At 67.1% G+C, this 23,653-nt stretch carries 20 protein-coding genes, 1 pseudogene and 1 riboswitch; of the genes and pseudogenes, 17 read left to right on the top strand and 4 right to left on the bottom strand.

The features are described from left to right. Both E1261_RS15800 and E1261_RS46400 read left to right on the top strand, forming a co-directional pair. Window positions 1–881: exodeoxyribonuclease III (locus E1261_RS15800; protein ID WP_238176245.1), on the top strand; the 881-nt coding region annotated here is incomplete at its 5' end. Beyond that, window positions 881–1,348, top strand: a complete 468-nt coding sequence (locus tag E1261_RS46400; RefSeq protein ID WP_238176246.1) for a hypothetical protein — start codon at window positions 881–883, stop codon at window positions 1,346–1,348. The genes E1261_RS15800 and E1261_RS46400, both read left to right, overlap by 1 nt. A gap of 10 nt (window positions 1,349–1,358) precedes the next feature. Here E1261_RS46400 and E1261_RS47140 read toward each other — a convergent pair. Continuing rightward, window positions 1,359–1,532: pseudogene (locus E1261_RS47140) on the bottom strand (SDR family NAD(P)-dependent oxidoreductase); the annotation flags it as partial. Next, the gene (locus tag E1261_RS15790) at window positions 1,529–2,983 is read right to left on the bottom strand and encodes a flavin-containing monooxygenase (RefSeq protein ID WP_132407299.1); all 1,455 of its coding nucleotides are present in this window, start codon (window positions 2,981–2,983) and stop codon (window positions 1,529–1,531) included. The gene E1261_RS15790 and the pseudogene E1261_RS47140, both read right to left, overlap by 4 nt. Before the next feature lie 75 nt (window positions 2,984–3,058). Between E1261_RS15790 and E1261_RS15785 the strand changes: the two genes are divergently transcribed. The 8 genes from E1261_RS15785 (at window position 3,059) to E1261_RS15750 (ending at window position 12,783) form a co-directional block, all read left to right on the top strand. Then, entirely contained in the window at window positions 3,059–3,694 is a 636-nt protein-coding gene (locus E1261_RS15785) for a TetR/AcrR family transcriptional regulator (protein WP_132407297.1), read from the top strand. 135 nt (window positions 3,695–3,829) lie between these two features. Continuing rightward, on the top strand, window positions 3,830–5,287 hold the full coding sequence (locus E1261_RS15780) for a M4 family metallopeptidase (protein ID WP_132407295.1): 1,458 nt from the start codon (window positions 3,830–3,832) through the stop codon (window positions 5,285–5,287). Between the two features lie 40 nt (window positions 5,288–5,327). Then, on the top strand, window positions 5,328–6,239 hold the full coding sequence (locus E1261_RS15775) for an oxidoreductase (protein ID WP_132407293.1): 912 nt from the start codon (window positions 5,328–5,330) through the stop codon (window positions 6,237–6,239). A 58-nt stretch (window positions 6,240–6,297) separates the two neighbouring features. Next, window positions 6,298–7,866 carry a CocE/NonD family hydrolase gene (locus E1261_RS15770; RefSeq protein ID WP_132407291.1) on the top strand — a complete coding sequence of 523 codons (1,569 nt, stop codon included), beginning with the start codon at window positions 6,298–6,300 and terminating at the stop codon, window positions 7,864–7,866. Window positions 7,867–7,978: 112 nt separating this feature from the next. Further along, window positions 7,979–9,019 carry a lactonase family protein gene (locus E1261_RS15765; protein WP_132407289.1) on the top strand — a complete coding sequence of 347 codons (1,041 nt, stop codon included), beginning with the start codon at window positions 7,979–7,981 and terminating at the stop codon, window positions 9,017–9,019. A gap of 78 nt (window positions 9,020–9,097) precedes the next feature. Next, window positions 9,098–11,551 carry a LamG-like jellyroll fold domain-containing protein gene (locus E1261_RS15760; protein ID WP_132407287.1) on the top strand — a complete coding sequence of 818 codons (2,454 nt, stop codon included), beginning with the start codon at window positions 9,098–9,100 and terminating at the stop codon, window positions 11,549–11,551. Window positions 11,552–11,629: 78 nt separating this feature from the next. After that, complete coding sequence (locus tag E1261_RS15755) at window positions 11,630–12,436, top strand: aldo/keto reductase (RefSeq protein ID WP_132407285.1); 807 nt, start codon at window positions 11,630–11,632, stop codon at window positions 12,434–12,436. Window positions 12,437–12,440: 4 nt separating this feature from the next. Beyond that, window positions 12,441–12,508: riboswitch (guanidine-III (ykkC-III) riboswitch) on the top strand. A 20-nt stretch (window positions 12,509–12,528) separates the two neighbouring features. Continuing rightward, a complete protein-coding gene (locus tag E1261_RS15750; RefSeq protein WP_132407283.1) occupies window positions 12,529–12,783 on the top strand; it encodes a CBU_0592 family membrane protein in 255 nt (84 codons plus the stop codon). On the opposite strand, the gene E1261_RS15745 is transcribed toward E1261_RS15750, so the two are convergent. Further along, entirely contained in the window at window positions 12,780–13,625 is an 846-nt protein-coding gene (locus tag E1261_RS15745; protein ID WP_132407281.1) for a hypothetical protein, read from the bottom strand. The two genes, E1261_RS15750 and E1261_RS15745, sit on opposite strands and share 4 nt — an antisense overlap. Window positions 13,626–13,804: 179 nt before the next feature. On the opposite strand from E1261_RS15745, the gene E1261_RS15740 reads away from it, so the two are divergent. The 3 genes from E1261_RS15740 to E1261_RS15730 all read left to right on the top strand — a co-directional run bounded on the left by E1261_RS15740 (window position 13,805) and on the right by E1261_RS15730 (window position 16,948). Further along, window positions 13,805–14,839 (top strand): AAA family ATPase, encoded by a 1,035-nt coding sequence (locus tag E1261_RS15740; protein ID WP_132407279.1) that lies wholly within the window; start codon window positions 13,805–13,807, stop codon window positions 14,837–14,839. Window positions 14,840–15,002: 163 nt separating this feature from the next. Beyond that, window positions 15,003–15,995 (top strand): DUF58 domain-containing protein, encoded by a 993-nt coding sequence (locus tag E1261_RS15735; RefSeq protein WP_238176244.1) that lies wholly within the window; start codon window positions 15,003–15,005, stop codon window positions 15,993–15,995. Beyond that, window positions 15,995–16,948, top strand: coding sequence for a VWA domain-containing protein (locus E1261_RS15730; RefSeq protein ID WP_132407277.1), 954 nt, complete (start codon window positions 15,995–15,997; stop codon window positions 16,946–16,948). Before E1261_RS15735 ends, E1261_RS15730 begins: the two co-directional genes overlap by 1 nt. Window positions 16,949–16,955: 7 nt before the next feature. Here the strand turns inward: E1261_RS15730 and E1261_RS15725 are convergent, their stop codons facing one another. Further along, window positions 16,956–19,160: a glycoside hydrolase family 9 protein gene (locus E1261_RS15725; RefSeq protein ID WP_132407275.1), complete on the bottom strand. Its 2,205-nt coding sequence runs from the start codon at window positions 19,158–19,160 to the stop codon at window positions 16,956–16,958. 200 nt (window positions 19,161–19,360) lie between these two features. Between E1261_RS15725 and E1261_RS15720 the strand changes: the two genes are divergently transcribed. The 4 genes from E1261_RS15720 to E1261_RS15705 are packed head-to-tail and all read left to right on the top strand — an operon-like array spanning window position 19,361 to window position 23,426. Continuing rightward, entirely contained in the window at window positions 19,361–20,647 is a 1,287-nt protein-coding gene (locus E1261_RS15720) for an ABC transporter substrate-binding protein (RefSeq protein WP_132407273.1), read from the top strand. Then, window positions 20,644–21,549: a carbohydrate ABC transporter permease gene (locus E1261_RS15715; protein ID WP_238176243.1), complete on the top strand. Its 906-nt coding sequence runs from the start codon at window positions 20,644–20,646 to the stop codon at window positions 21,547–21,549. Before E1261_RS15720 ends, E1261_RS15715 begins: the two co-directional genes overlap by 4 nt. Further along, window positions 21,546–22,376, top strand: a complete 831-nt coding sequence (locus tag E1261_RS15710; protein WP_132407269.1) for a carbohydrate ABC transporter permease — start codon at window positions 21,546–21,548, stop codon at window positions 22,374–22,376. Before E1261_RS15715 ends, E1261_RS15710 begins: the two co-directional genes overlap by 4 nt. A 39-nt stretch (window positions 22,377–22,415) precedes the next feature. Continuing rightward, complete coding sequence (locus E1261_RS15705) at window positions 22,416–23,426, top strand: LacI family DNA-binding transcriptional regulator (RefSeq protein WP_132407267.1); 1,011 nt, start codon at window positions 22,416–22,418, stop codon at window positions 23,424–23,426. Window positions 23,427–23,653: the final 227 nt, after the last annotated feature.

The following is a 23,653-nucleotide window of genomic DNA, read 5'->3' as shown; positions in this document are numbered from 1 at the left end:
GGTACCTTGGGGCGGTGCGCGTGGCTACTTGGAATGTGAACTCGGTGAAGCAGCGGATGCCTCGGTTGCTGGAGTGGCTGGACGAGCGGCAGCCGGATGTTGTTTGCCTGCAGGAGACGAAGTTGGCGGACGACGCGTTCACCGCCTTGCTGGGTGGTGAGCTGGCCGGGCGGGGGTATGAGACCGCCCTGTACGGCGAGGTGCAGTGGAACGGCGTTGCGATTCTGAGCAAGGTCGGGCTCGAGGATGTGGTGACCGGGGTTGCTGGTGCGCCGGGGTTTCCGCATCCGGAGGCGCGGGCGGTCGCGGCGACTTGTGGTGGCATTCGGATCCACGGGTTGTACGTGCCGAACGGGCGGGTGCCGGACTCGGAGCATTACCAGTACAAACTCGCCTGGTTGAAGGCGCTGGCCGCCGTCGTTGCGGATGGTCCGGAGGACCAGATCGTCTGTGGTGACATGAACATCGCGCCGACCGATGCGGATGTCTTCGACCCGGCCGCGTATGTCGGCTCGACGCATGTGACGCCGCCTGAGCGCGCGGCGCTGGCCGAGTTGATGGCGGCGAAGGACCTGCGTGATGTGGTTCGCGAGCGGTGGCCGGACGAGACGGTCTTCAGCTACTGGGACTACCGCGCCGGCATGTTCCATCAGAACCTGGGCATGCGGATCGACCTGATGCTCGCGACGGAGGCCGTGGCGAGCCGGACGAAGGCGGCGTGGATCGATCGGAAGGCCCGTAAGGGGACCGGGCCGAGTGACCATGCGCCGGTGATCGTCGATCTCGACGTGGCACCGGACGGTGACATCGGTCCGATGGTGCCGCCACCGTCGGCGCCCCGCGGTCGCAAGCGTTCGACGACGCTCCCGCAGAATCGCTGATGCGCCGGGTCATCGCGGCCGTCGTACTGGCCGCCTCCGCCCTGACCTCCTGTAGCAGCAAGGACGAGCAGCCCGCCCAGACGATCAGTTGGGAGAAGGTCGACGTCGGCGCCGAGCCGGTCGCCCTCGCCGAGCACGACGGTCAGATCCTGGTCGGCGTCAAACACAAGGGCGCCAAGGTCGTCCCGGGCATCGTCGTGCTGAACGGTTCCGAGCGGAAGACGGTCACCGTCAGACCCTCGGCCTCGAGCCCGTACTCGTTCGAAGCGATCTGGTACTCGATCGCGTGGGACGGCAAACGCGTGCTCGGCCTCGGCGGTGCTTCCGGCGGTGCGCACGGCAATGTGCGGTGGACCGTCTGGACCGGCTCGGTCGACGCCGGTCTACAAGAACACCCGCAGACCTTCGACGGCGTTGGTTCACCAGTACGTCGATATGGCCGGACTCGGCGAGGACTGTGTCGATGAAGGCGGCGAAGGAATCGCGGGAGGTGACGTCGAGGGGGTGGACCGTGGGGTCGCCGGCGGGGTCGAGGTCGCCACGGTGGACCGTGGCACCGGCGGTGGCGAAGGCCTTGGCGGTGGCTTGGCCGATGCCTCGGGCGGCGCCGGTGACCACGACGACTGCCTCATTGAGGTCGAGAGGTTTCATCGGACTACCTCCAGGGGTTTGGAAATGGTGTAGTCGGAAGGTGAGAACCGGGCGACGTCGCGTTGCAGGCGAGCGCTGGACCACGGCCAGCTGAACGAGTTGCGGCCGTTGGTGTCGTGGTAGTAGCTGGCGCAGCCACCGGTTTCGTAGACGGTGCCGGTGAGGGCGGACTGGACCGAGGTGACGAAGGCTTCCTGGACTTCGGGGCGGACGTCGAGGCTCGACCAGTTGCGGTTCAGCAGGGTCGAGACAGCGGCGAGGACGTGGTCGAGTTGGGCCTCGAGAATCATGAAGGCCGAGGTGTGGCCGGTGCCCAGGTTCGGGCCGAGGAGGTTGAAGGCGTTCGGGAATCCGCTCACGGCGGTGCCGAGGTAGGCCCTGGGGGAGCCTTGCCAGACGTCGTCGAGGGATTGACCGGCGGCGTTGTGGACGCGGGAGGCGATCGGCAGGTCGAGGATCTTGAAGCCCGTCCCGAGGATGACGACGTCGGCCTCGATCCGGGAGCCGTCGGCGCCGATCACCGTGGAGCCGTCGAAGCCCGCGACCGCGGTCGGATGGACGGAAACGTTGCTTGAGGCAAGCGCTGGGTAGTAGGTGTTCGACATCAGGATGCGTTTGCAGCCGAGCGTGTAGGTCGGGGTGAGTGCCGAGCGCAATGCCGCCGACGGGACCGAGCGGCGGAGATGCAAGCGGCCGACGGCCTCGACGAGACGCATCAATCGCGGATGCCGGAAGCCCAGCCCCAGCGTCTCCATCCCGAGGTACTCGACCCGGCGGAGCAAGCGCTGCGCGAGCGGAAACCTCCGGAACAACCAACGCTCGGCAGACGGCACGTAGTGATCCGGCTTCGGCAGGACCCACTGCGGGGTCCGCTGGAAGACATGCAGTGAGGCGACGGAAGGCTGGATGGCGGGGATGAACTGCACCGCCGACGCGCCCGTCCCGATCACCGCAACCCGCTTGCCAGCAAGGGAAACCGCGTGGTCCCACCGCGACGAATGAAAGATCGGGCCGGCGAAAGACCCAGGGATCGACGGCATCAGGGGCTCATGCCAAGGCCCGGTGGCCGTGATCAGCACCCGGGCTTCGAGCGGACCCGAAGAGGTCTCCAACGACCAAACGGCGCGCACGGGATCCCACGAGGCACGCAGCAACTCGACACCGAAGCGCAGATGCGGGCGAACGCCGTACCGATCGGTGGTTTGCTCCAAGTACTGCCGGATCTCCGCCTGCTCCGCGAAGGCTCTGGTCCACGACGGGTTCGGGGCGAACGAGTAGGAGTACAAGGCGGACGGTACGTCGCACGCACACCCTGGATACGTGTTGTCCCGCCACGTCCCACCGAGCGAAGGCCCCTTCTCCAGTACGGCGAAGTCCGTTATGCCGGCCTGTCGCAGCCGGATCGCCGCCCCGAGACCGGAAACCCCAGTCCCAATGATCACAACGTCCATACGCAACCACCTCCAGAAACCGACAGTATTCGAATACCGAAGGAATTCCAATACCGAGCAACTAGAGTGACGTCCATGGCGAGAATGACCCGCGCGGAGAGTCAGGCGCAGACCCGCGATGCCCTCACCGCGACGGCGACCGAGTTGTTCCTGCGGGACGGGTACGCCGCCACGTCCCTGGAGAAGGTGGCCGACGAGGCGGGGTTCTCCAAGGGCGCCGTGTACTCGAACTTTCGCAACAAGGACGAGCTCTGCCTCGCCGTCGTGGATGCGATTCGCGAGGATCAGGCGAACAAGCTGGCCAAGGCGCTCGAAGGAGCCGAGACCCTCGAGGTCATGCTGGAGGGCTTCCAGCGGTGGGCCGACACGACCATCGGTGATGTCGGGTGGACGGTGTTCGAGGTCGAGTTCTCGACCCGGGCGCGGCAGGACGAAAACCTGAGACGAGAGCTTGCCGAGCGCAATGCAACCATCCGCAACGCCGCGGCCCTGCTCCTGGGAGCCCATGCGCTGGAGTTCAACATCAAGCTGCCGATGCCGGCCGCGGACTGTGCGACGGCGCTGCTGAGCCTCGGCGTCGGCCTCGGCGTGCAGCGCGCGATCGACCCCGGCGTAGGAGTCGACGTACTGCCCAGCGTCATCAGACTGCTGGCCGGAAGCGAAGCGGGAAGCGGAGCCGGAAGCAGAGCCGGAAGCCGGGCGGAAGGCTGACAGGTTTTCCCTTGCCGCCGCAACATGCCGGGAAGATCTGCTTCCCTCCGGGTACCGAACCGAACTAGGGTCTCGACGGATCGTAGTGGTTGCGTCACGCAACCCGAACGAATCGCCGACTGTGGGAGGGAACGTATGTCGAACCGCCGAAAGGCGCTCGTGGCAGTCACCGCCGGACTGGCCACCATCTCGCTCGGTCTGTCCGTCACCAGCGCCGCGGGGGCAGCGCCGGAAGCCACCACCCTGGGCAGCCTGAAGCTCGTCAAGACCAAGACATCTTTGCTCGGCAAGCACTACTGGTACCAGCAGACCTTCAAGGGTCTGCCGGTGATCAACGGGTACTACGCGAAGCACGAGTCCAAGGCCGGTGTGCAGATCGCCGACGGCCGCGACGCCGTACCGGCGAACCTGGACGTCTCCGCGAAGCTGCCGGCCGCGACCGCGAACACCAAGGCGGCCGAGGCGATCAACGCCAAGGCCGCGCGGGCGCGGATCGCGGGTGCGGACAAGGAGGCCGAGAAGGTTCCGGCCGCCGGTAAGAGTACGGCTCAGCTGGCCGTCATCGGTGGGCCGGACGCCCGCCTGGTCTGGTCGGTCACCAGCCGCTCGAACGAGGGCTCAACCCGGAGCTTGGTCGACGCGGACAGCGGCTCGGTCGTCGAGTCGAAGGTGCTCAGCGACAACGCCACCGGTCACGGCTCGGTCTTCGACCCGAACCCGGTGGTCAGCGAGCAGAACGAGCAGCTCACCGACAACAACGACAAGAACTCCGACGAGCTGTTCCTGGCGCAGAAGAACGTGATCCTGCGCAACCTGGACGGCTCCGGCAAGCTCAACGGCCCCTACGTCAACATCAAGGAAGCCAAGGGCGGGGTCGCGCAGAACAAGAACAACAACTTCGTCTACCAGCGCGCGAACGACAAGTTCGAGCAGGTGATGGCGTACTACCACGTCAACCAGACCCAGGAGTACATCCACCAGCTCGGCTTCACCGAGGTGAACAACGAGTCCCAGGACTTCTCCATCAACACGTTCGACGGGGACAACTCGTTCTACGACCCCACGGCCGACATGATCACGATGGGCGAGGGTGGCGTCGACGACGCCGAGGACGCCGAGGTGATCTGGCACGAGTACGGTCACGCGATCCAGGACGATGTCGTCCCCGGGTACGGCGAGTCGCTGCAGGCCGGTGCGATCGGCGAGGGCTTCGGCGACTACTGGGCCGTCACGATGTCGGTGCCGGTCAGCAAGGGCTTCGAGCTGCCCTGCGTGATGGACTGGGACGCGACGTCGTACACGTCCACCGAGCCGCACTGCCTGCGTCGTACCGACACAGGCAAGACCACCGACGACATCGTCGGCCAGGTGCACGACGACGGTGAGATCTGGTCGAACGCGCTGTGGGACATCCACCAGGCACTCGGCCGCACCAAGGCGAACAAGGTCGTCCTCGAGGGCACGTTCTTCTACGCCCCCGACACGTCGTTCGCCGACGCCGCCCGCGTCACCGTGCAGGCCGCCCGCCTGCTCTACGGCAAGGCCGACGCGCAGAAGGTCACCGACGCCTTCAAGGCCCGCAAGATCCTCTAGTGAAGTCACAGGTCGTGCGCCCGCCCGCTACGGTGGGCGCATGACCTGGAGTACGGCGGACATCCCTGACCTGACCGGACGACGGGCGCTGGTCACCGGCGCCACGAGTGGACTCGGCTACGAGACGGCGAAGGCGCTGCTAGAGCACGGCGCCGAGGTGCTGGTCGCGGCGCGCAATCCGGAGAAGACGGCCGATGCGGTCGAGCGTCTCCAGCAGGCGACGGGCAAACAGCCGGTCAGTGTCGAGCTGGACCTGGCAGACCTGTCGAGTGTCGAGCGCGCCGCCACCCACGTCGCGAACAGCTACGACAGCCTCGACATCCTGGTCAATAACGCCGGCGTGATGGCGACGCCGTTCCGGCAGACCATCGACGGTTTCGAGCTCCAGATCGGCACCAATCACCTGGGGCACTTCGCCCTCACCGGTCGCCTGATGCCGCTGCTCAAAGGCGGACGTGTCGTCACCGTCAGCTCCTTCATGCACAAGTCGGCGCGGGGGATCGCGGAGGCCGATCTGAGGCAGCAGGCGAGCGGCTATTCGAAGTGGCCGCAGTACAGCAAGTCCAAGCTGGCCAACGTGCTCTTCATGCTCGAGCTCGGCCGTCGCGTACCAGCTGTGCTGAGTGTGGGCGCGCACCCGGGCTATGCCTCGACGCATCTACAGGCGGCCGGCCCGGAGCTCGCCGGTGCCAAACTCACCGCCAAGCTGTGGTCCGGTGCCAACCTGTTCGCCCAGTCTGCGGCGGCCGGTGCCCAGCCGAGCCTGTACGCCGCCACCCAGCCCGAGCTGCAGCCGGGCACCTACGTCGGCCCGAGCTTCTTCGAGTTCCGCGGCGCCCCGAAGCTCGTCCATCCCACCCGCACCGCACAGGACCCGGAGCTCGCGCAGCGCCTCTGGGTCTGGTCTGTCGAGGCGACCGGCGTCGACCCAGCACTCACAGTGCCCAGGTAGTGACACAGCGGCAATCCTGTGGTTACCATCCGGTAATTTCCCAGCCGGAGGTCGCCCCGTGCGCAGAATCGCCGCCGCCCTTGCCGTAGCTCTCCTCGCCGCCCTCACGCTCGGTCCGCCGGCACAGGGCGCCCAGGCAGGCTTCAGTACGTCGTACCAGCGCATCCAGGGCGCGGGCGGTATCCAGATCGGAGCCGTCGTCCTGACCCCGACAGGCCAGGGCAGTGGCCCGTTCCCGCTCGTGGTGATGCCGTCGAGCTGGGGCGTGCCGAACCTCGAGTACGTCGGCCAGGGCAGCAAACTGGCCACGTCAGGCTTCCAGGTCATCTCGTACTCCAGCCGCGGCTTCTGGGACACCGGCGGCGGTATCGACATCGCCGGCCCGCCGACTGTTGCCGACGTCTCCAAGGTGATCGACTGGGCTGCCCTCAACACCTCCGCCGACACCAGCAAGGTCGCCGCGGTCGGCATCTCATACGGCGCCGGTACGTCGCTGCTCGCGGCCGCGGAGGATCCCCGGATCAAGGTGGTCGGCGCACTCAGCGGCTGGGCCGACCTCGTCAAGTCGATCGACCCGAACGAAACGGTCTCCCTCCAGGCCGTCGCCGGACTGCTTGCTATCGGCAACATCACCGGCCGTCCCGGACCCGAGATGCAGTCACTGCAGACCAAGTTCCTCACCGGCCGGTACGACGAAGCGATCGCCGAGGCGAAGGTTCTTGCCCCGGTCCGCTCCGCGCAGACCGTGGTCGGCAAGATCAACGCCAACCGGCCGGCCGTCTTCCTCGCGAACGCCTTCGAGGACTCGATCTTCCCGCCGAACCAGTACACCGACTTCTTCACCGCACTGACCGGTCCGAAGCGGCTGCAACTCGCCCACGGCGACCACTCCACTCCCGAGGTGCCCGGCGCGATCGGCCTGCCGAACGAGACCTGGGACGAGCTCGTCGCCTGGATGCGCCACTACCTGACCGGCACGGACAACGGCGTCGAAACCGAGCCGCCCGTCCAGCTGAAGTCCCAGCGCAACACCTGGCGCGGCTACGACAACTGGGCCGCGGTCGGTCAACCGCGGACGACGTACCTGAGTAAGGCAAATCTCCAGACCAGACCAGCCACCGGTTGGCAGCGTGGCATCGCCGCCGGCGTGCCGACGATCGCCGACAGCGGGATCGCCCTGATATCCGGTGCGCTGCAAGGTCTGCTGTCGATCCCGACCGGCGTCGCGACCCCCTTGATCGATCGATCCTTCGCCGGCGTCTGGTCGGGAGAGGTCTATCCACAAGGCGCCCTCGTCAACGGATCCCCGAGACTGCACTTCACAGCAACACCCTCTGTGCAGGACACTTCACTCTTCGCGTACCTCTATGACGTCAACGCGCTAGGAGTCGGATCCTTGATCTCGCACAAACCGCTCACACTGCGAGGGGCAACCCCCGGCAAAGCCGTCACCATCGATCTGCGGATGGAGGCCACCAGCTGGGAAGTCCCGGCCGGCCACCATCTCACCCTCGTCGTCGACACTGTCGACCCGCGCTATCTCGGCCGCAGTTCGGTCGGCGGCAGGGTCACGTTCAGTTCGCCAGCGAGCAGTCCCGCGACCCTGACCGTCCCGGTGGCCTCGTGACCATATACATTGCCACGCTCCGCGCGGCGGGTCCTGAGGCCTGGTTCCATTTCTTCCCTCGTCTCTCCAGTCGCTTCGCTCCCTGCGTTCCTCAGTCCAGAAACGGGGCCTCATGACCACCACCCGCCGGGGATTCCTCGGCCTCACCGCTGCCGCCATTGCCGCCGCTCCGCTCAAGGCCCAGGCCGCGGCACCGAACTACCTCTATCACGGCAGGTACGGCGACGGTGTCGGCATCGCGTCGTACGACGCCGCCGGCAAGATCACGTCGACCGGCGTACTGAAGGGGGTGGCCGACCCGTCCTTCATCATCCGCTCGGGCAACTTCCTGTACGCCGTCAACGAGCAGGCGACCGGGGCTGTCAGTGCGATCGCGGTCGATGCCCCCGGCAAGCTTCGACTGATCAACCGGCAACCCAACAAGGGATCCGGGCCCTGTCATCTGGCCGTTGCCAACGGCTACCTCTTGAGCGCGAACTACGGCTCCGGTGATGTCGCCGTACACAAACTCAGGCTTGACGGCGGTATCGGCGCTCAGACCGATCTCGTCAAACATCCCGGTGAGGGTCCGCACGCGCACCAGATCGTCGTCGCCGGCAACTACATCTTGGCGGTCGACCTCGGCACCGACTCCGTCTACACCTACACGCTGACGAGCGGGAAACTCGCGCTCAAGCATCAGTTGACGCTGACGGCCGGTGCCGGTCCGCGGCACCTCGCGTTCCACCCGTCCGGCAAGTTCGCGTACGTGGCGAACGAGCTGAACAGCACGATCACCGTCTGCAGTTACGCCGACGGCAAGCTCACCGCGCTAAGCACTCAGAGCACGGTCCCGGCCGGCTCGCCGACGAACTACCCGGGCGAGGTGATCGTGTCCCCGGACGGCCGCTACGTCTACCTCACCAACCGCGGTCACAACAGCATCGCCGTCTTCGCGACCTCGGCCACCGGCGACGCGCTCAAACTCCAGGCGACGCCAAGCGCAGGCGGCGTGTGGCCGAGGCATTGCATCATCGACCCGACCGGCGGCCTGCTCTTCGTCTCCAACCAGAACTCGGGCAACATCGTCACCTTTGCGGTCGACCTCGCGTCCGGGAACCTGACCCAGAAGAGCTCGTTCAGTACGCCGACGCCGGTGTGCGTCAATGTTTGATTCTGATCGAGGTCTTGCGTTCTCACGTTGAAAACGTTTCCATTGGAGCGCCCTTTCACCGCCCCGAAGGGAGCTTCAATGCTCAAGCTTGTCGTCGCGGCCGCCCTCGCGGCCGCGACCACCCTGATGCCGCAGGCGCAAGCGGCCGAGTGGCAGCCCGGAACCCCGCCGCTCAGCACCCCCTGGACCGACGACGTCACACCGTCCAACGCCCTCCCGGAGTACCCGCGGCCCCAGCTCACCCGCCCGGAATGGCGCAATCTCAACGGTCTGTGGGAGTTCGCGGCCGCGGCGCCGGGGGAGCAGCCCCCGATCGGCCGCACGCTCGGCGAGAAGGTCCTGGTGCCCTACCCGATCGAGTCTGCGCTCTCCGGGATCCAGCGGCACGAGGACCGGATGTTCTACCGCCGCACCTTCACCGTCCCGCGGCACTGGAAGGGCCAGCGGCTCGTCCTGCACTTCGGTGCGGTCGACTACGACGCCAAGGTCTGGGTCAACGGCCGCCTCGCCAGCACACACCGCGGCGGGTACGACGGCTTCGACGTCGACGTCACGAACTACCTGCACGGCAGCGGTCCGCAGGAGCTGATCGTCTGGGCCGAGGACCTCACCGACGAGACCTTCCAGCCGATCGGCAAACAGCGCAAGGTTGGCGATCGCGGGATCTTCTACCAAGGCAGTTCCGGCATCTGGCGTACGGTCTGGATGGAGCCCGTCAACACGGCGTCCATCAATCGGCTCCAGCTCACTCCTGACCTGCCGAGCAAAGCCATCAGGCTCACCGCGGACACTGATGGTCCGGCCGGCCTCGACGTCGAAGTGACGGCGTACGACGGTCATCGTCAGGTCAGCAAGGTTCGCGGCAAGGCCGACACCGAACTCCGGGTGCCGATCCCGAACCCGAAGACCTGGACCCCCGACAGCCCGTTCCTGTACGACCTCAAGGTCCGCCTGATCGATCGCCGTGGCAAGACCGTCGACCAGGTCGGTTCGTACGCCGGGATGCGATCGGTCGGCCTGGTCAAAGGGGCCGACGGCAAGCTTCGGATGGGGCTCAACGGCAAGGTCCTGTTCAACCTGTCGACGCTGGATCAGGGCTTCTGGCCGGACGGCCTGAACACCGCGCCGACCGACGAGGCCCTCGCCTTCGATCTCGTGCAGCACAAGCGGCTCGGTTTCAACACCGTCCGCAAGCACATCAAGGTCGAGCCCGATCGCTGGTACTACTGGGCCGACAAGCTCGGCCTGATGGTGTGGCAGGACATGCCGTCCAGCAAGACCGCGGAGATCCCCGAGCCCTGGCGTGCGCAGTTCAAGTCCGAGCTGCACGAGATGATCGAGGAGCACAAGAGTTTCACCTCGATCACCGTCTGGGTCCCGTTCAACGAGGGCTGGGGTGAGTGGGACAAAACCGAGACCGGCCAGATCGCCGACGCGGTCAAGGCCCAGGATCCGTCCCGGCTCGTCAACGCGCACAGCGGCGTGAACTGCTGTGCCTCCAAGGGTGATTCGGGCCGCGGTGACCTCCTCGATCACCATGCCTACCTCGGCCCGGGAACCCCGTCACCGGCCGGTGAACGGGCCGCTGTCGACGGCGAGCACGGCGGATTCGGCCTGAAGACACAGGACCACATGTGGTTCGGCGACGGTTTCGCCTACGAGATGACGCCGGACCAGGCCACGCTGACCAGACGGTACGTCGAGAATCAGCGCGACGTACTGAAATCGGCCAACCAGTGCGGGATCAGCGGTTCGGTCTACACCCAGATCACCGATGTCGAGGGTGAACTGAACGGCTTCTTCACCTACGACCGGCAGGTCCCGAAGATGGACTTCGCCCAGGTCCGCACGATCAACGAGCAGATCATCGCGGAGGCGGACGGTACCGGAACCGGCGGGCCGAACCCCGGTCCCGGCACACCCGGTGCCGACGGCATCCACTTCTACCCGCTCGACGGAACCACCGAAGATGCCGTCGGCAACAACGACGCCACACTGCAGAACGGCGCGGTCTTTGCCCCCGGCAAGAATGGTCAAGGCGTTGCCCTGAACGGATCCAACCAGTACGTCGACACCGGCGCCGCGCTGCTCGACACCAACGGTAACTACTCGGCCAGCGCCTGGGTGAAGCTGAACAAGGTGGACGGCTTCCAGACCTTCGTCAGCCAGGACGGCGATCGCGACAGCGCGTTCTTCCTGCAGTACTCCGGTGCCGACCAGCGGTTCGCGATGAGTTTCCCGGGAGTCCGGGCCCTCGCGCCGGCCAAGCCGAACGCCGACCAGTGGTACCACGTCACCGGCGTCCGGGATGCCGCCAAGGGCGAACTACGCCTGTACGTCGATGGTCAGCCGGTGGCCGCGAAATCCGCCTGCACGTTGGACTCGACCTCGACCGGGAACACCGTGATCGGCCGGGCCAAGTTCGGCGGAAACCAGGTCGACTTCCTCGACGGAACGGTCGACCAGGTGCACCTCTACGACCGCGCCCTCACCGACCAGGAAGTCAAGACCCTGTACGACTCCGGCCGCTGACACTCGGACCCGAGATGCGAGCACGTCGCAGACCAACGATTCTTGACAGTACATACTGACCAGGAGGAGGTGGGTGCGATGGCAGCGCCAAGCCACGTGCTCGCACCTCACGCCGCCAACAAGTTCCGGCCACCCCGTTTCGGCCTCGGTGGTTCGCGTCTCGGCGAACCACCCGGTCCGGACGGCGACGCGGCCGCGATCGCGACCGTCGACGCGGCGTACCAGGCAGGGATCCGGTTCTTCGACTCCTCACCGGCCTACGGCGACTCCGAAGCCAGACTCGGTACGGCGCTCAGCCGCCGCCCGCGCGGTGAGTTCCTCGTGTCCACGAAGGTGATTGGCGCGGACCCGGAGGAATCGGTCCGGGGGAGTATGCAGCGGCTCGGACTCGGAGTCGATCTCGTCCTGGTGCAGGACGCCCTCGAGACGTCGTACCCGGTCCTCGAAGGGCTGCGTCGGCAAGGTGTGATCAAGGCGATCGGTGCCGCTTCGACCGACTGGCAAGCGCTTGATCGGCTCGTCCGGGACCACGAGCTGGACTGCGTCCTGCTGGCCGGCCAGTTCTCGCTGCTCGACCAGAGCTCACGGCCGCTGCTCGATCGTTGCCTTGCGCGCGGAGTTTCGGTGATCGTGTCCGGCGTGCTGTCACCGGAGGTGCTACACACCGACAGCGTGCCGGCCCGGCGGATCTCAGCCGTCTGCGAGCGGTACGGCGTCTCGCTGCCGCAGGCCGCGCTCGCCTTCCCCGCCCGGCATGCAGCGGTCACCTCGGTACTGATCTCGGCCGCCAGCCCGGCGGAAATCCGGGCTGACGCGGCCCTGGTCCGGCAGCCGGTGCCGGCGAATCTGTGGCGGGATCCGGAGCTTCTGCGTTTGCTATCTTAGGAAGCAGGTCCCGCGCTACTGCGGGCCCCGGACGAGTGGCGTCGTACCCGGTCGGTGACAAGACGACGCCTGCCCCTGGAGGGGCTTCTCCGATGCATGCTGTTGATGTTTTCGAGATCGTCGGTGCACTGGTCATTCTGATCGCCTTCGCGGCCGCCCAGGCCGGATGGCTGCGTCAGCGCACCCTCACCTACCAGCTGCTGAACTTCCTCGGCTCCGGCCTGCTGGCCCTGATCGCACTCCACGAATCGTCCTGGGGCTTCCTGCTGCTGGAAGGCAGCTGGGCCGTGATCAGCCTGATCGGCCTACTCACGCTGCACAGGAAGCCTGAACCGCAGCAGGTCTAGAACTTGTCGCCCGGGTCGGTCGGGCTGGGCGGGCCGCTCGTGCCCGGCGTGAGCGGGATACTGCCGCTCGGGTCCGGAGTCACCGGCGTACTGGGGGGCCCGTCGGTGCCTGGCGGCGGTGTGGTCGGCGTGATCGTCGTGGTGACCGTCCTGGACGGCGTCGGGATCACCGGCGGCGGGTCGAGCGGCGGGGAGTCCTTGAACAGGAACCAGGCCAGCAACAGCGCCAGCGCCATCAGGAGCAGCATCGTGGCCAGTGCGTACCAGATGGCAGCCCAGGAGGCCGGCCGCAGCGCGGTCGGCCAGGGCAGCGGCCAAATCCGGAACAGACCAGGCCTGCGACGGTTCTCCCAGTAGTGCCGGAAGTCCGGCCCGCGGAGCCGCCCGTGCTGCGGGATCCGGTCCATCAGTACGGCGGACAGCACGTCCTCGCCGCGGCGCTCGGCCAGCAACCGCTCGTCCGACGCCGCGCTGGACCCGTCGTCCTCGCGGATCGGCCCGAACGCGGCCCAGAGCGCGAGATCGTCGTCGTCCTCGTCGTTGTGCGCCAGTACGACGTCCTCGGGCAGCGCGTCGACCGCGAACACGAACCGGTCCCGGGCGGCCGCGTCGTCGGCCGACCCCTCGGTCATCATCGCGACCACGGCGTTCCGCCCGCGCTCGTCACTGGCCGTGTACAGATAACCGGCCGCGTTCGCCCCCAGCCGGCCACGCAGCCAGAACTCGCCGACCCGCGGCGGATCCTCCGGCTGCAGCGGGAGCGCGGCAGGAATCAGCGACGCAGGTGCGTCCACCGGCGGCTCGGCCGGCTGCACCTCCGTCTGGGATTCGGTCGCAGTCATCGACCCCAATCCCACCACATCCCCGGTAGCACCGTCGCAACTCCCCGGGAATTTGACCCGCCAGGGAGGATGGGCGCGGTGGGCCATGCAGCGGCGGACCCACCGATCTGATGGAATGGCCGGTGTCGAACGCATCGGGGAGTGACAAGGTCCGCACTGTGGACCCCGGAAGGACAGGCATGACCGAAACCACTGTGTCGGCTGCAGCTGTGGCGCAGCAGTCCCGGCTGATCGGCGAGGCACTCAGCGAGGTCAAGCGGGTGATCGTCGGTCAGGAGCACATGGTCGAGACGCTGATGGTCTCGCTGCTGGCCAAGGGTCACTGCCTGCTCGAGGGTGTGCCGGGGGTCGCCAAGACACTCGCCGTGCGGACCTTCGCGAGCGTGGTCGGCGGGACCTTCGCCCGGATCCAGTTCACCCCCGACCTGGTCCCCTCCGACATCGTCGGGACCCGGATCTACCGGCAGACCCGCGAGCAGTTCGACATCGAGCTCGGCCCGACGTTCGTGAACTTCGTGCTGGCCGACGAGGTGAACCGGGCCCCGGCCAAGGTGCAGTCGGCGATGCTCGAGCTGATGGCCGAGCGGCAGGTGTCGATCGGCGGCCAGACCTTCCCGATGCCGAAGCCGTTCATCGTGATCGCCACCCAGAACCCGATCGAGTCCGAGGGCGTCTACCCGCTGCCGGAGGCGCAGCGGGACCGGTTCCTGGTCAAGATCGACGTACCGCACCCGCGCGGGCACGAGGAGTTCGAGATCCTCCGCCGGATGAGCGTGGACCCGCCCGAGCCGCGGCCGGTGCTGCAGCCGGACACGATCATGGAGCTGCAGCGGACGGCCGAGCAGGTCTTCGTGCACAACCTCGTCGCGGAGTACGCCGTTCGCCTGGTGATGGCGACCCGGACGCCGACCGACTTCCACCTGCCCGACCTGGAGCCGATCATCGAGCTCGGCGTCAGCCCCCGGGCGACGCTAGGCCTGGTCTCGGCCGGCCGGGCGCTCGCGCTGATCCACGGCCGCGACTACCTGCTGCCGAGTGACATCCAGACCGTCGCCCTCGACGTGATGGGTCACCGGATGGGCCTGACCTTCGACGCGGTTGCCGACAACATCGACCCGCGCGCGGTCGTCGAGCGCATCCTGGCCACCGTCCCGCCGCCGCAGCCGGTCTGGCGCGACGGCACCGACGGCACCGGCCGCCCGGAGTTTGTCTAGTGCTCCGGGTCGGGGTGTGCTTGGCGCTTGCGACGCCCAGGCACGCACCTCGCGGCACTAGCCGAGCATCAACGATGAACCACATCGACGACGCTCGCCTAGCACCCCGATGCACGCACCTGGACGCCGCAATCACTCAAGCCCACCCCGACCCGGAGCACTGATGGCCAACCGTCCCGACCCGCGAGCTGCGATGACGATCTCGCAGCTTGCACCCGAGCGTGCGTTGCGGCGGCTGGAGCTGACCGTCGTACGGCGTCTCGAGGGGTATCTGCACGGTGAGCACATGGGCCTGCTGCCGGGGCCCGGGACCGAGCTGGCCGAAGCACGTGCGTACCAGGTCGGCGACGACGTCCGGCGGATGGACTGGGCGGTGACCGCGCGGACGACGATCCCGCACGTGCGGGACCTGATCGCGGACCGCGAGCTGGAGACCTGGGCGATGGTCGACCTGTCCGGCTCGATGAACTTCGGGACCTCGACCCTGGAGAAGCGTGAGCTCGCGGTCGCCGCGGTGGCCACGGTCGGGTTCCTGACCCACCGGCTCGGTGACCGCTTCGGCGGACTGATGCTCCGGGACTCCTCGTTGCGGCGCTGGCCGGCGCGTTCCGGCCGCCTCGCTTTGTACGGTCTGCTCCGCGCCTTGCTGGCCGAGCAGTTCACCGCCGAGCAGTCGGCGCAGCGCAGTGACCTGGCCGCGGCCCTGGAGTCGATGGCCCGGACGCAGCGCAAGCGTGGTCTGCGGGTGATCGTGTCCGACTTCCTCACCCCCGAGGACGGCGAGGTCGACAGCCGGCTCGAGCCGTCCTGGGAGCGTGCGATGCGCAAGCTGACCGCGCAGCACCAGGTGCTCGCCGTGGAGATCGTCGACCCGCGCGAGCTCGAGCTGCCGAATATCGGCGTCGTCATGATCGGCGACCCGGAGACCGGTCAGGTCCGCGAGATCGACACCCGCCGGCGCAAGGTCCGCGAGGCCTTCGCGACCGCCGCCCTGGCACAGCGGGAACGAACCCGGATCGCCCTGCGTAGGGTAGGTGCGGGACATCTGGTCCTGCGGACCGATCGTGACTGGGTCGCCGACACTGTGCGCTTCGTACTCGCCTACCGGCGGATGGCACCGCGCCTGCATCAACCGCCGAAGGGAGTGGCACGCTGATGGAGTTCCTGTCTCCGAGCAGGTTGTGGTTCCTGCTGCTCATCCCGGCGGTCGTCGCGGTCTACCTGTACCTGCAGCACAGGCGCTCGCAGTACGCGCTGCGCTTCACCAACATCGCGCTGCTCGACCGGGTCGCGCCGCGCCGCCCGCAGTGGCGCCGGCACCTCGCGGTCACCTTCGCGCTGCTGGCGGCGATCTCCTGCATCGTGGCGTTCGCGCAGCCCAAGGACAAGGTCAAGGTGCCGCGCGAGCGGGCCACGATCGTGGTCGCGATCGACGTCTCGCTGTCGATGATGGCCACCGACATCGACCCGAACCGGCTGGAGGCGGCGAAGAAGTCGGCGAAGAACTTCGTCAACCAGCTGCCCGGCAAGTTCAACGTCGCCCTGGTCAACTTCGCCGGGACGGCCTCCATCATCGTGCCGCCGACCACCGACCGGGCCACCGTGCTGCGGTCGATCGACGGTCTGGACCTGGCCGAGTCGACCGCGACGGGTGAAGGCATCTTCACCTCGCTGCAGGCGCTCACCCAGGTGCCGCCGGACCCGGACCATCCGAACGACCCGGCCCCGGCGCGCATCGTGCTGCTCTCGGACGGCAAGCGGACGGTCGGCCGGACCGCGCAGGAAGGCGCGCAGGCGGCCAAGGCCAAGAAGACCCCGGTCTATTCGATCTGCTTCGGTACCGACTCGGGCTTCATCGAGATGGACGGGATCCGGCAGCGGGTGCCACCGGACCGGGCCGAGCTCCGCAGTGTCGCCGAGATCAGTGGCGGCAAGGCCTACACGGCGGAGTCGGCCGGTGAGCTGGAGGACGTCTACAAGGACATCGGCTCCTCGGTCGGGTACGACGAGGTGGACAAGGAAGTCACCTCCCGGTTCGCCGGGATCGCCATGCTCTTCACGCTGGCCTCGGCCGGTGCGTGCATCGCGATGGCGTCCCGCTTCCCTTAACAGCTAATTAGCTTTCGTCCGCGTACGTCGTCAGCCAGGCCAGCGCCGAGTTCCAGTTCACCGCAACCTCGTTGGTCGAGTACGAACCGATCTCGTCGATGTAGCACTTGGCCGGCGCACAGCCCTGAAGGTTGCGCTGGGCAACGGGATCCTGCAGTCCCGAGTTCGGCCCACCGGCCAGCGAGCCCGGGTACGGCGAGGGATACGCCGGGTTCAGCGAATGCGACCAGAACCGGTGGTGCTGGTTGTGGCTGTCCCGCTCGCCGTACCCGGTCACGTAGGACTGGTTGATCGCGTTCCGCCCGAGCAAGTAGTCCAGCGACTCCAGCGCCGCCGACCGGTACGACGCGCGCCCGGTCAGGTCCGCCGCAATCGCGAGAATCATCGCGTTGTTCGCCGTACCGGAGTTCGAGCCCCACACGTACTGACCGTTGGCCGGCTTGTAGGGATTGGCGTAACCCTGCGACCGCAGATCGGCAAGGTAGCTGTCGGCAACGATCGAGATCCGGTGCACCAGCTTCACCCGCTCGATCATCGACAACCGCCACGGCACCCGAGCCAGCGCAAGATCCGCGAGCCCACCAGTCTCCTGCCACGAGAACCCGTCGGCCGCCTTCACCCCGGTCGTGATGCGACGCTTGTACGACGCCTTCCCCGTTGCAGCGAACAACTCGGCCGCGGCCCAGGAGAACTCGTCGGTCACCTTCACGTCGTCGTACGGGCCACCGCCCACGCCGCCACCCGGTGCATAGATCGCCGGGTGCAGCTCAGCGGCCTTCCAAGCCGTCTGCGCGGCCGATAGGCAGCGAGTAGCCAAGGCGCGGTCCCAGCGCGCGTACACGCGGCCACAACGGGCGCCGATCGCGGCGACGTTCAGGGTCGCGGCGGTTGACGGCGGGTACAGGTAGCGCTGCTGCGGGTCGGCGGCCGGGGCGAGCGCCATACCCGTCCACGCGACATCGTGGATCTTGTGGTGCACCATCCCAGCCAGTGGCTGACCGGCCGGGACCTGCATCCGAAGCAGGAAGTCGATCTGCCACTTCGCCTCGTCCAGCACGTCCGGCACCCGGTTCGCGTTCTCCGGGATCTTCAGGCTGACGTTGCGCTCCGACTCCTCGTACAGGTCGAGCAGTTGCCAGGCCGCGAGCGCCCCATTGACGACGTACTTGCCGTGGTCGCCGGCGTCGTACCAGCCGCCGCGGACGTCGAGGCTGTAGTCGCAGCTGCCGGGGACGCAAGGTACCGAGGTGTCGCCCTTGTTCGGCGCGACGCCGAGGTGGCCCGCCTCGCGAGCCCACGCGTCGCCGACGTACTTGGCCTCGATCGGGATACCGCTCCGGTTGTTGTAGAAGTACTCGAGCGACTCCTGCCGCAGTTTGGAGTACAGGTTCGTCGCGATGTCGAACGGTTCGCTGATGTGTTCGCCGACGACGAGCTTGAAGCCAGTGCCAGAACGCTTGTAGGCACCGAAGTCGATCAGCTGCACGCTGTCGCCCGCCAAGGCATCCAGCCCGTACGGCGTGGTCTTGCCGACGGCAACCGTCTGGTTGCCGGCATCAACGAGCTTCCAGTCCAGGGGAGTGGTCTGGTCCGTGACATAGGTCGCCCGGTGCGGACCGCTGGGCAGATAGCCGAGCTGGTTGACCCGGACCGGTGAGCCGAAGTCGCGTACCCCACCAGGTGGCACGATTCCGCCGGTGACCGAGATGTTGTCCAGACACAGCGTGTACGCCTCGGTCGCGGCGCCGGCCTGGAACGACATCTGACCGTGCGTGTCGGTCACCGGTGAATTGCCGGTGAAGCTGAAGCTCTGCATCGTCGTACCGGCGGTTACGGTCTGGCCGAGCACCGTCCCGTACGGCGGCCCCTGCTGCTGCAGAACCGCCTTGAACTGGATCGGCTTGCTGGCCGACGCGTCGAACTTCAGCGTGTACGGCTGCCCCGCCTCCAGCGGTACGTCGTCCTGGCCGATCATCGAGTCCCAGGGATTGACGGTGCCGGCCGGGATCTCGGCGCACAGCCGCCCGTCGGCGACCGCGGCAGGCGTGTTCGAGCTGGTCCACCAGGGTTCCCGCTCGGTGTCGAAGGTCCCGTTCAGGATTCGCTCGTACGGCGGATCGGCGGCGGTGGCCGAAGTGGGGATGAGGGTCGCGGCCAGGACGGTGAACGCGGCGGAGCCGGCGATCACAGCGGATCGTCGTGCTGAGGGCATGGGCACTGCCTCCGGAAGAAGCTGGGAGCGGTTGCAGAAACCAGGCGGAAGCTGCAGCCAAGGTGGCGCCATGGTCCCGAGGCCACCCGGCCGTGTCAAGACTGAGACGAACAGAAATCGGGGGGTTCACAAACGCCCGGCAATCGCTTACCTTCACTGGAAGCGCTCCCAGTTTCTTCCAGTTTCGAGGAGAATCAACGATGTCGGCAAAGTGGTGGGCAGCAGTAGCGGTGTCAGTGGCCGGGGGCCTGGTGGCCGTGGCCGGGTGTGGCGGCTCGGCCGGTGGCGAGGCGGCTGACGGCACGATCACGCTGACCGTGAAGACGTTCAGCCAGTTCGGCTACGAGGACCTGTACAAGGAGTACGAGGCGTCGCACCCGGGCATCAAGATCAAGGCCGACAACATCGCCAAGCTGGGTGACTACACCCCGAAGCTGCAGCAGTGGCTGACCGCCGGCACCGGCGCCGGTGACGTGGTCGCGCTGGAGGAGGGCATCCTGGTCAAGCTGATGGCCAAGCCCGACCAGTTCGCGAACCTGCTCGACTACGGTGCCGGCAGCCTGAAGGGCAACTTCCTGGAGTGGAAGTGGAACCAGGCGCTCAGCACGGACGGCTCGAAACTCGTTGGCCTCGGCACCGACATCGGTGCCCAGGGCATGTGTTTCCGCAGTGACCTGTTCGCCAAGGCCGGGCTGCCGACCGACCGGGAGAAGGTCGGCGCGCTGTGGCCGACCTGGGACGAGTACCTTGCCACCGGCAAGAAGTTCAGCGCTGCGAACACCGGCGCCAGCTTCTACGACACCTCGGGCTCGATCTACCAGAACATCCTGATGCAGCAGGGCGATACGACGTACTTCGATCGCAGCAACAAGCTGATCGTCGACACGAACCCCGGCGTGCGCAAGGCGTGGGACCAGACCGTGCAGATGGTCGACGCCGGGCTGTCCGGCAAGCTGCAGATGTGGAGCCCGGCCTGGAACGCCGGCTTCAAGAAGGGCACGTTCGCGACCATCCCGTGCCCGGCGTGGATGCTCGGCATCATCAAGGACCAGGCAGGTCCGGAGAACGCCGGCAAGTGGGACGTTGCCAGGGTTCCGGGGGAGGGGGCGGTCCGCGGTGGCTCGTTCCTCGCCGTACCGTCGCAGAGCAAGCACCCGAAGGAGGCTGCCGAGCTCGCCAAGTTCCTGACCAGCCCGGAGGGGCAGACCGCAGCGTTCAAGGCGAAGAACAACTTCCCGTCGGCGCCTCAGGCCCTCGATGACCCGGCCGTCGCCGGCGCGAAGGATGAGTACTTCAACAACGCGCCGGTCGGCAAGATCTTCGGCAAGTCCGCCAAGGAGCTGAAGCCGGTCTACCTCGGCCCGGAGAACCAGCAGGTCGGCGACGCGATCGGGGACGCACTGACCGCGCTCGAGCAGGGCAAGCTCAAGTCCGAGGAGGCCTGGACCAAGGCATTGGCCGACGCGCAGCGGGCCGCCGGCAAGTGACGCGCCCCAGTCGCTGGAACCGCTTCGACCTGCACGGGTCGCCGTACGTCTTCATCGCGCCGTTCTTCCTGCTCTTCGCCGCATTCGGCCTCTTCCCACTGCTCTACACGGCGTGGGTGTCGTTGCGGTCGTGGGATCTGACCGGTGACGCCGGGTTCGTCGGGCTGGACAACTACTCCCGTCTGCTCGGCGACCCGGACTTCTGGAACGCGCTGGTCAATACGCTTGGCCTGCTTGTGCTCGCGACGATTCCGCAGTTGCTGCTCGCGCTGATCGTCGCGGCCATGCTCAACCGGCCGCTGCGAGCACTGCTCTTGTTTCGGCTCGGTGTTCTCGCGCCGATCGTCACGTCGGTCGCCGCGGTGGCGATCGTCTTCGGTCAGCTCTACGGCCGCGACGCCGGCTTGGTGAACGGCCTGCTGGGACTTGTCGGCGTGGACCCGATCGACTGGCAGGCGAGTAAGACGTCGTCCTGGATCGCGGTCTCGAGCATGGTCAACTGGCGCTGGATGGGCTACAACGCCTTGATCTACCTGGCCGCGATGCAGGCGATCCCGCGCGATCTCTACGAGGCCGCGCAGATCGACGGCGCCGGCGCGATCCGGCAGTTCCGCAACATCACCGTGCCGCTGATCCGGCCGGCGCTGATCTTCACCGTGGTGATGTCGATCATCGGCGGGATGCAGCTGTTCACCGAGCCGCTGCTGTTCGGGCAGGGGGATGTGTCCGGTGGCAGTTTGCGGCAGTTCCAGACCATCGCGATGTACATGTTCGAGCAGAGCTTCCAGAACTTCGACTACGGGTACGGCTCCGCGGTCGCCTGGATGATCTTCCTGCTCACCGTGATCGTCGGTGTCATCAACCTGCTGATCGGCCGCCGGCTGCGGGGAGGAACACAATGAGGCAGCCCCGTAATGCCCTCGTCTACCTGACCTTGCTGGTCAGTCTCGTGCTCTCGGTGTTCCCGCTGTACTGGCTCTTCGTGGTCGCGACCCGCTCCAACGACGTGGTCGGTCAGTTCCCGCCGCCGCTCGTCCCGGGCGGGAACCTGGGCGACAACATCCAGCGGCTCTTCGGTCCGGAGGCAGAGGAGGCACACTTCGCGCGCGGTCTGCTCAACTCCGCGATCGCGTCGGTCTGCGTCACGATCTCAGTGGTGTTCTTCTCGTCGCTGGCCGGGTTCGCGTTCGCCAAGCTGCGGTTCCGCGGCCGCAACGCGCTGCTGATCTCGGTGCTGGCCACGATGATGGTGCCGGTGCAGATGGGGATCGTGCCGCTCTACATGGTGATGGTGAAACTCGGCTGGCAGAACCACCTGCAAGCGGTCATCGTCCCGTTCCTGGTGTCGGCGTTCGGAGTCTTCCTGATGCGCCAGTACGCCGAACGCGCCATACCGGACGAGTTGATCGAAGCAGCCCGCCTGGACGGCTGTACGACGTTCGGGCTGTTCGTGCGGGTGGTTGCGCCGGCCCTGCGCCCGGGCGCCGCCGTACTGGGGCTGTTCACGTTCATGGGGACCTGGAACGAGTTCCTCTGGCCGCTGGCGGTGATGGAGGCGGACAATCCGACCGTCCAGTTCTCGCTCAGCCAGCTCGCCACGCAGTACTACACGGATTACACGCTGATGTTCACCGGCACGCTGATCGCGACCGTGCCGCTGCTGCTCGTCTTCATCCTGTTCGGCCGGCAGCTGATCAGCGGCATCATGGACGGCGCTGTGCGGTCCTGATGACTTACCCTCTATTCACTCAAAGTTAAGGACCACCAGGTGACAGACCAGCTCAAACGCCAAGTGACGCTCGACGAGGTCGCCGAGCGTGCCGGTGTGTCGCGTTCGGCCGCGTCCCGGGTGATCAACAACGCGCCGCACGTCAGCAAGGCGAAGCGGGACGCCGTGCAGCGAGCGGTGAACGACCTCGGCTACGTGCCGAACGCCACCGCCCGCGCGCTGGCGACGCAGCAGGTCGGCGCTGTCGTGCTGGCGATCTCCAGCGACAACCCACAGGTCTTCACCGACCCGTTCTTCGCCGACGTCGCGGTCGGGGTGAACTCGGTGCTCGAGGAGACCGAGCTGGAGCTGATCCTGCAGCTCGCGACGTCCACCCGGGGTCAGACCCGGCTCGAGCAGGTGCTGCGGACCCGGCAGGCCGACGGCGTGATGCTGATGTCGATGCACGGCGACGATCCGCTCGCGCAGATCGCCGAGGATTCCGACGTACCGGTCGTCTTCGGTGGTACCCCGGCGAACTTCGAACCTCGGTACTACGTCGACGCGGACAACCGTGGTGGAGCCCGGCTGGCCACCGAGCACCTGGTCGCGACCGGCCGGACCCGGATCGCCACCATCACCGGCCGGATGGACGAGGGCGCCGGCACAGCGCGGTACCGGGGTTATCAGGACGCGCTCGCAGTGGCCGGCCTGGACGCGAGCCGGGTCGTGTACGGCGACTTCAGTGAGGAGGGTGGTGGCCGGGCGATGGAGCAGTTGCTGGCCGAGCACCCGGACCTCGATGCGGTCTTCGTCGGATCGGACCAGATGGCGATCGGTGCGATGCGGGTGCTGAAGGATGCGGGGCGGACGATCCCGGGCGATGTCGCGGTCGTCGGTTTCAACGATGTCGTGCTCGCGCGGCACACCGAACCGCCGCTGAGCACGGTCAGTCAGCCGATCCAGTCGCTCGGCCGGGAGATGGCGCGGATGCTGCTCGCGCTGATCGCGGGGGAGTCGCCGACTCCGTTGATCCTGCCGACCCGGCTGGTCCGGCGCGCCTCCAGCTGACGGCCTTGACATGCACGAAGGGCGCGGATCCTGTCCCGAGGATCCGCGCCCTCCACGTGGTGCGGCCGCTGTTTGTTGAACACCGGGGGTGTCCCGACACCCGGTGGCCCAGCGGCCACGGCCCCTCCACCCTTGTAGAACGTCTGATGCTCACTCTGCCCGAAAAGTTCGGGTTCTGTCTGTACTCTTCAAAGCTTTCTTCTCAAGTTCTCAGGAACCCTTTAGGA

It is taken from the genome of Kribbella albertanoniae (assembly GCF_004348455.1).
In the GTDB taxonomy this organism is placed as follows: domain Bacteria; phylum Actinomycetota; class Actinomycetes; order Propionibacteriales; family Kribbellaceae; genus Kribbella; species Kribbella albertanoniae.
The sequence above is the reverse complement of the archived record's forward strand: the minus strand, read 5'-3'. Positions and strand labels throughout refer to the sequence as shown.

Excerpts from the sequence above, each read along its gene's own strand:
- E1261_RS46400 (WP_238176246.1), top strand. The coding sequence starts at position 881 with ATGCGCCGGGTCATCGCGGCCGTCGTACTGGCCGCCTCCGCCCTGACC.
- E1261_RS15790 (WP_132407299.1), bottom strand. The coding sequence starts at position 2,983 with ATGGACGTTGTGATCATTGGGACTGGGGTTTCCGGTCTCGGGGCGGCG.
- E1261_RS15785 (WP_132407297.1), top strand. The coding sequence starts at position 3,059 with ATGGCGAGAATGACCCGCGCGGAGAGTCAGGCGCAGACCCGCGATGCC.
- E1261_RS15780 (WP_132407295.1), top strand. The coding sequence starts at position 3,830 with ATGTCGAACCGCCGAAAGGCGCTCGTGGCAGTCACCGCCGGACTGGCC.
- E1261_RS15775 (WP_132407293.1), top strand. The coding sequence starts at position 5,328 with ATGACCTGGAGTACGGCGGACATCCCTGACCTGACCGGACGACGGGCG.
- E1261_RS15765 (WP_132407289.1), top strand. The coding sequence starts at position 7,979 with ATGACCACCACCCGCCGGGGATTCCTCGGCCTCACCGCTGCCGCCATT.
- E1261_RS15760 (WP_132407287.1), top strand. The coding sequence starts at position 9,098 with ATGCTCAAGCTTGTCGTCGCGGCCGCCCTCGCGGCCGCGACCACCCTG.
- E1261_RS15755 (WP_132407285.1), top strand. The coding sequence starts at position 11,630 with ATGGCAGCGCCAAGCCACGTGCTCGCACCTCACGCCGCCAACAAGTTC.
- E1261_RS15750 (WP_132407283.1), top strand. The coding sequence starts at position 12,529 with ATGCATGCTGTTGATGTTTTCGAGATCGTCGGTGCACTGGTCATTCTG.
- E1261_RS15745 (WP_132407281.1), bottom strand. The coding sequence starts at position 13,625 with ATGACTGCGACCGAATCCCAGACGGAGGTGCAGCCGGCCGAGCCGCCG.
- E1261_RS15740 (WP_132407279.1), top strand. The coding sequence starts at position 13,805 with ATGACCGAAACCACTGTGTCGGCTGCAGCTGTGGCGCAGCAGTCCCGG.
- E1261_RS15735 (WP_238176244.1), top strand. The coding sequence starts at position 15,003 with ATGGCCAACCGTCCCGACCCGCGAGCTGCGATGACGATCTCGCAGCTT.
- E1261_RS15730 (WP_132407277.1), top strand. The coding sequence starts at position 15,995 with ATGGAGTTCCTGTCTCCGAGCAGGTTGTGGTTCCTGCTGCTCATCCCG.
- E1261_RS15725 (WP_132407275.1), bottom strand. The coding sequence starts at position 19,160 with ATGCCCTCAGCACGACGATCCGCTGTGATCGCCGGCTCCGCCGCGTTC.
- E1261_RS15720 (WP_132407273.1), top strand. The coding sequence starts at position 19,361 with ATGTCGGCAAAGTGGTGGGCAGCAGTAGCGGTGTCAGTGGCCGGGGGC.
- E1261_RS15710 (WP_132407269.1), top strand. The coding sequence starts at position 21,546 with ATGAGGCAGCCCCGTAATGCCCTCGTCTACCTGACCTTGCTGGTCAGT.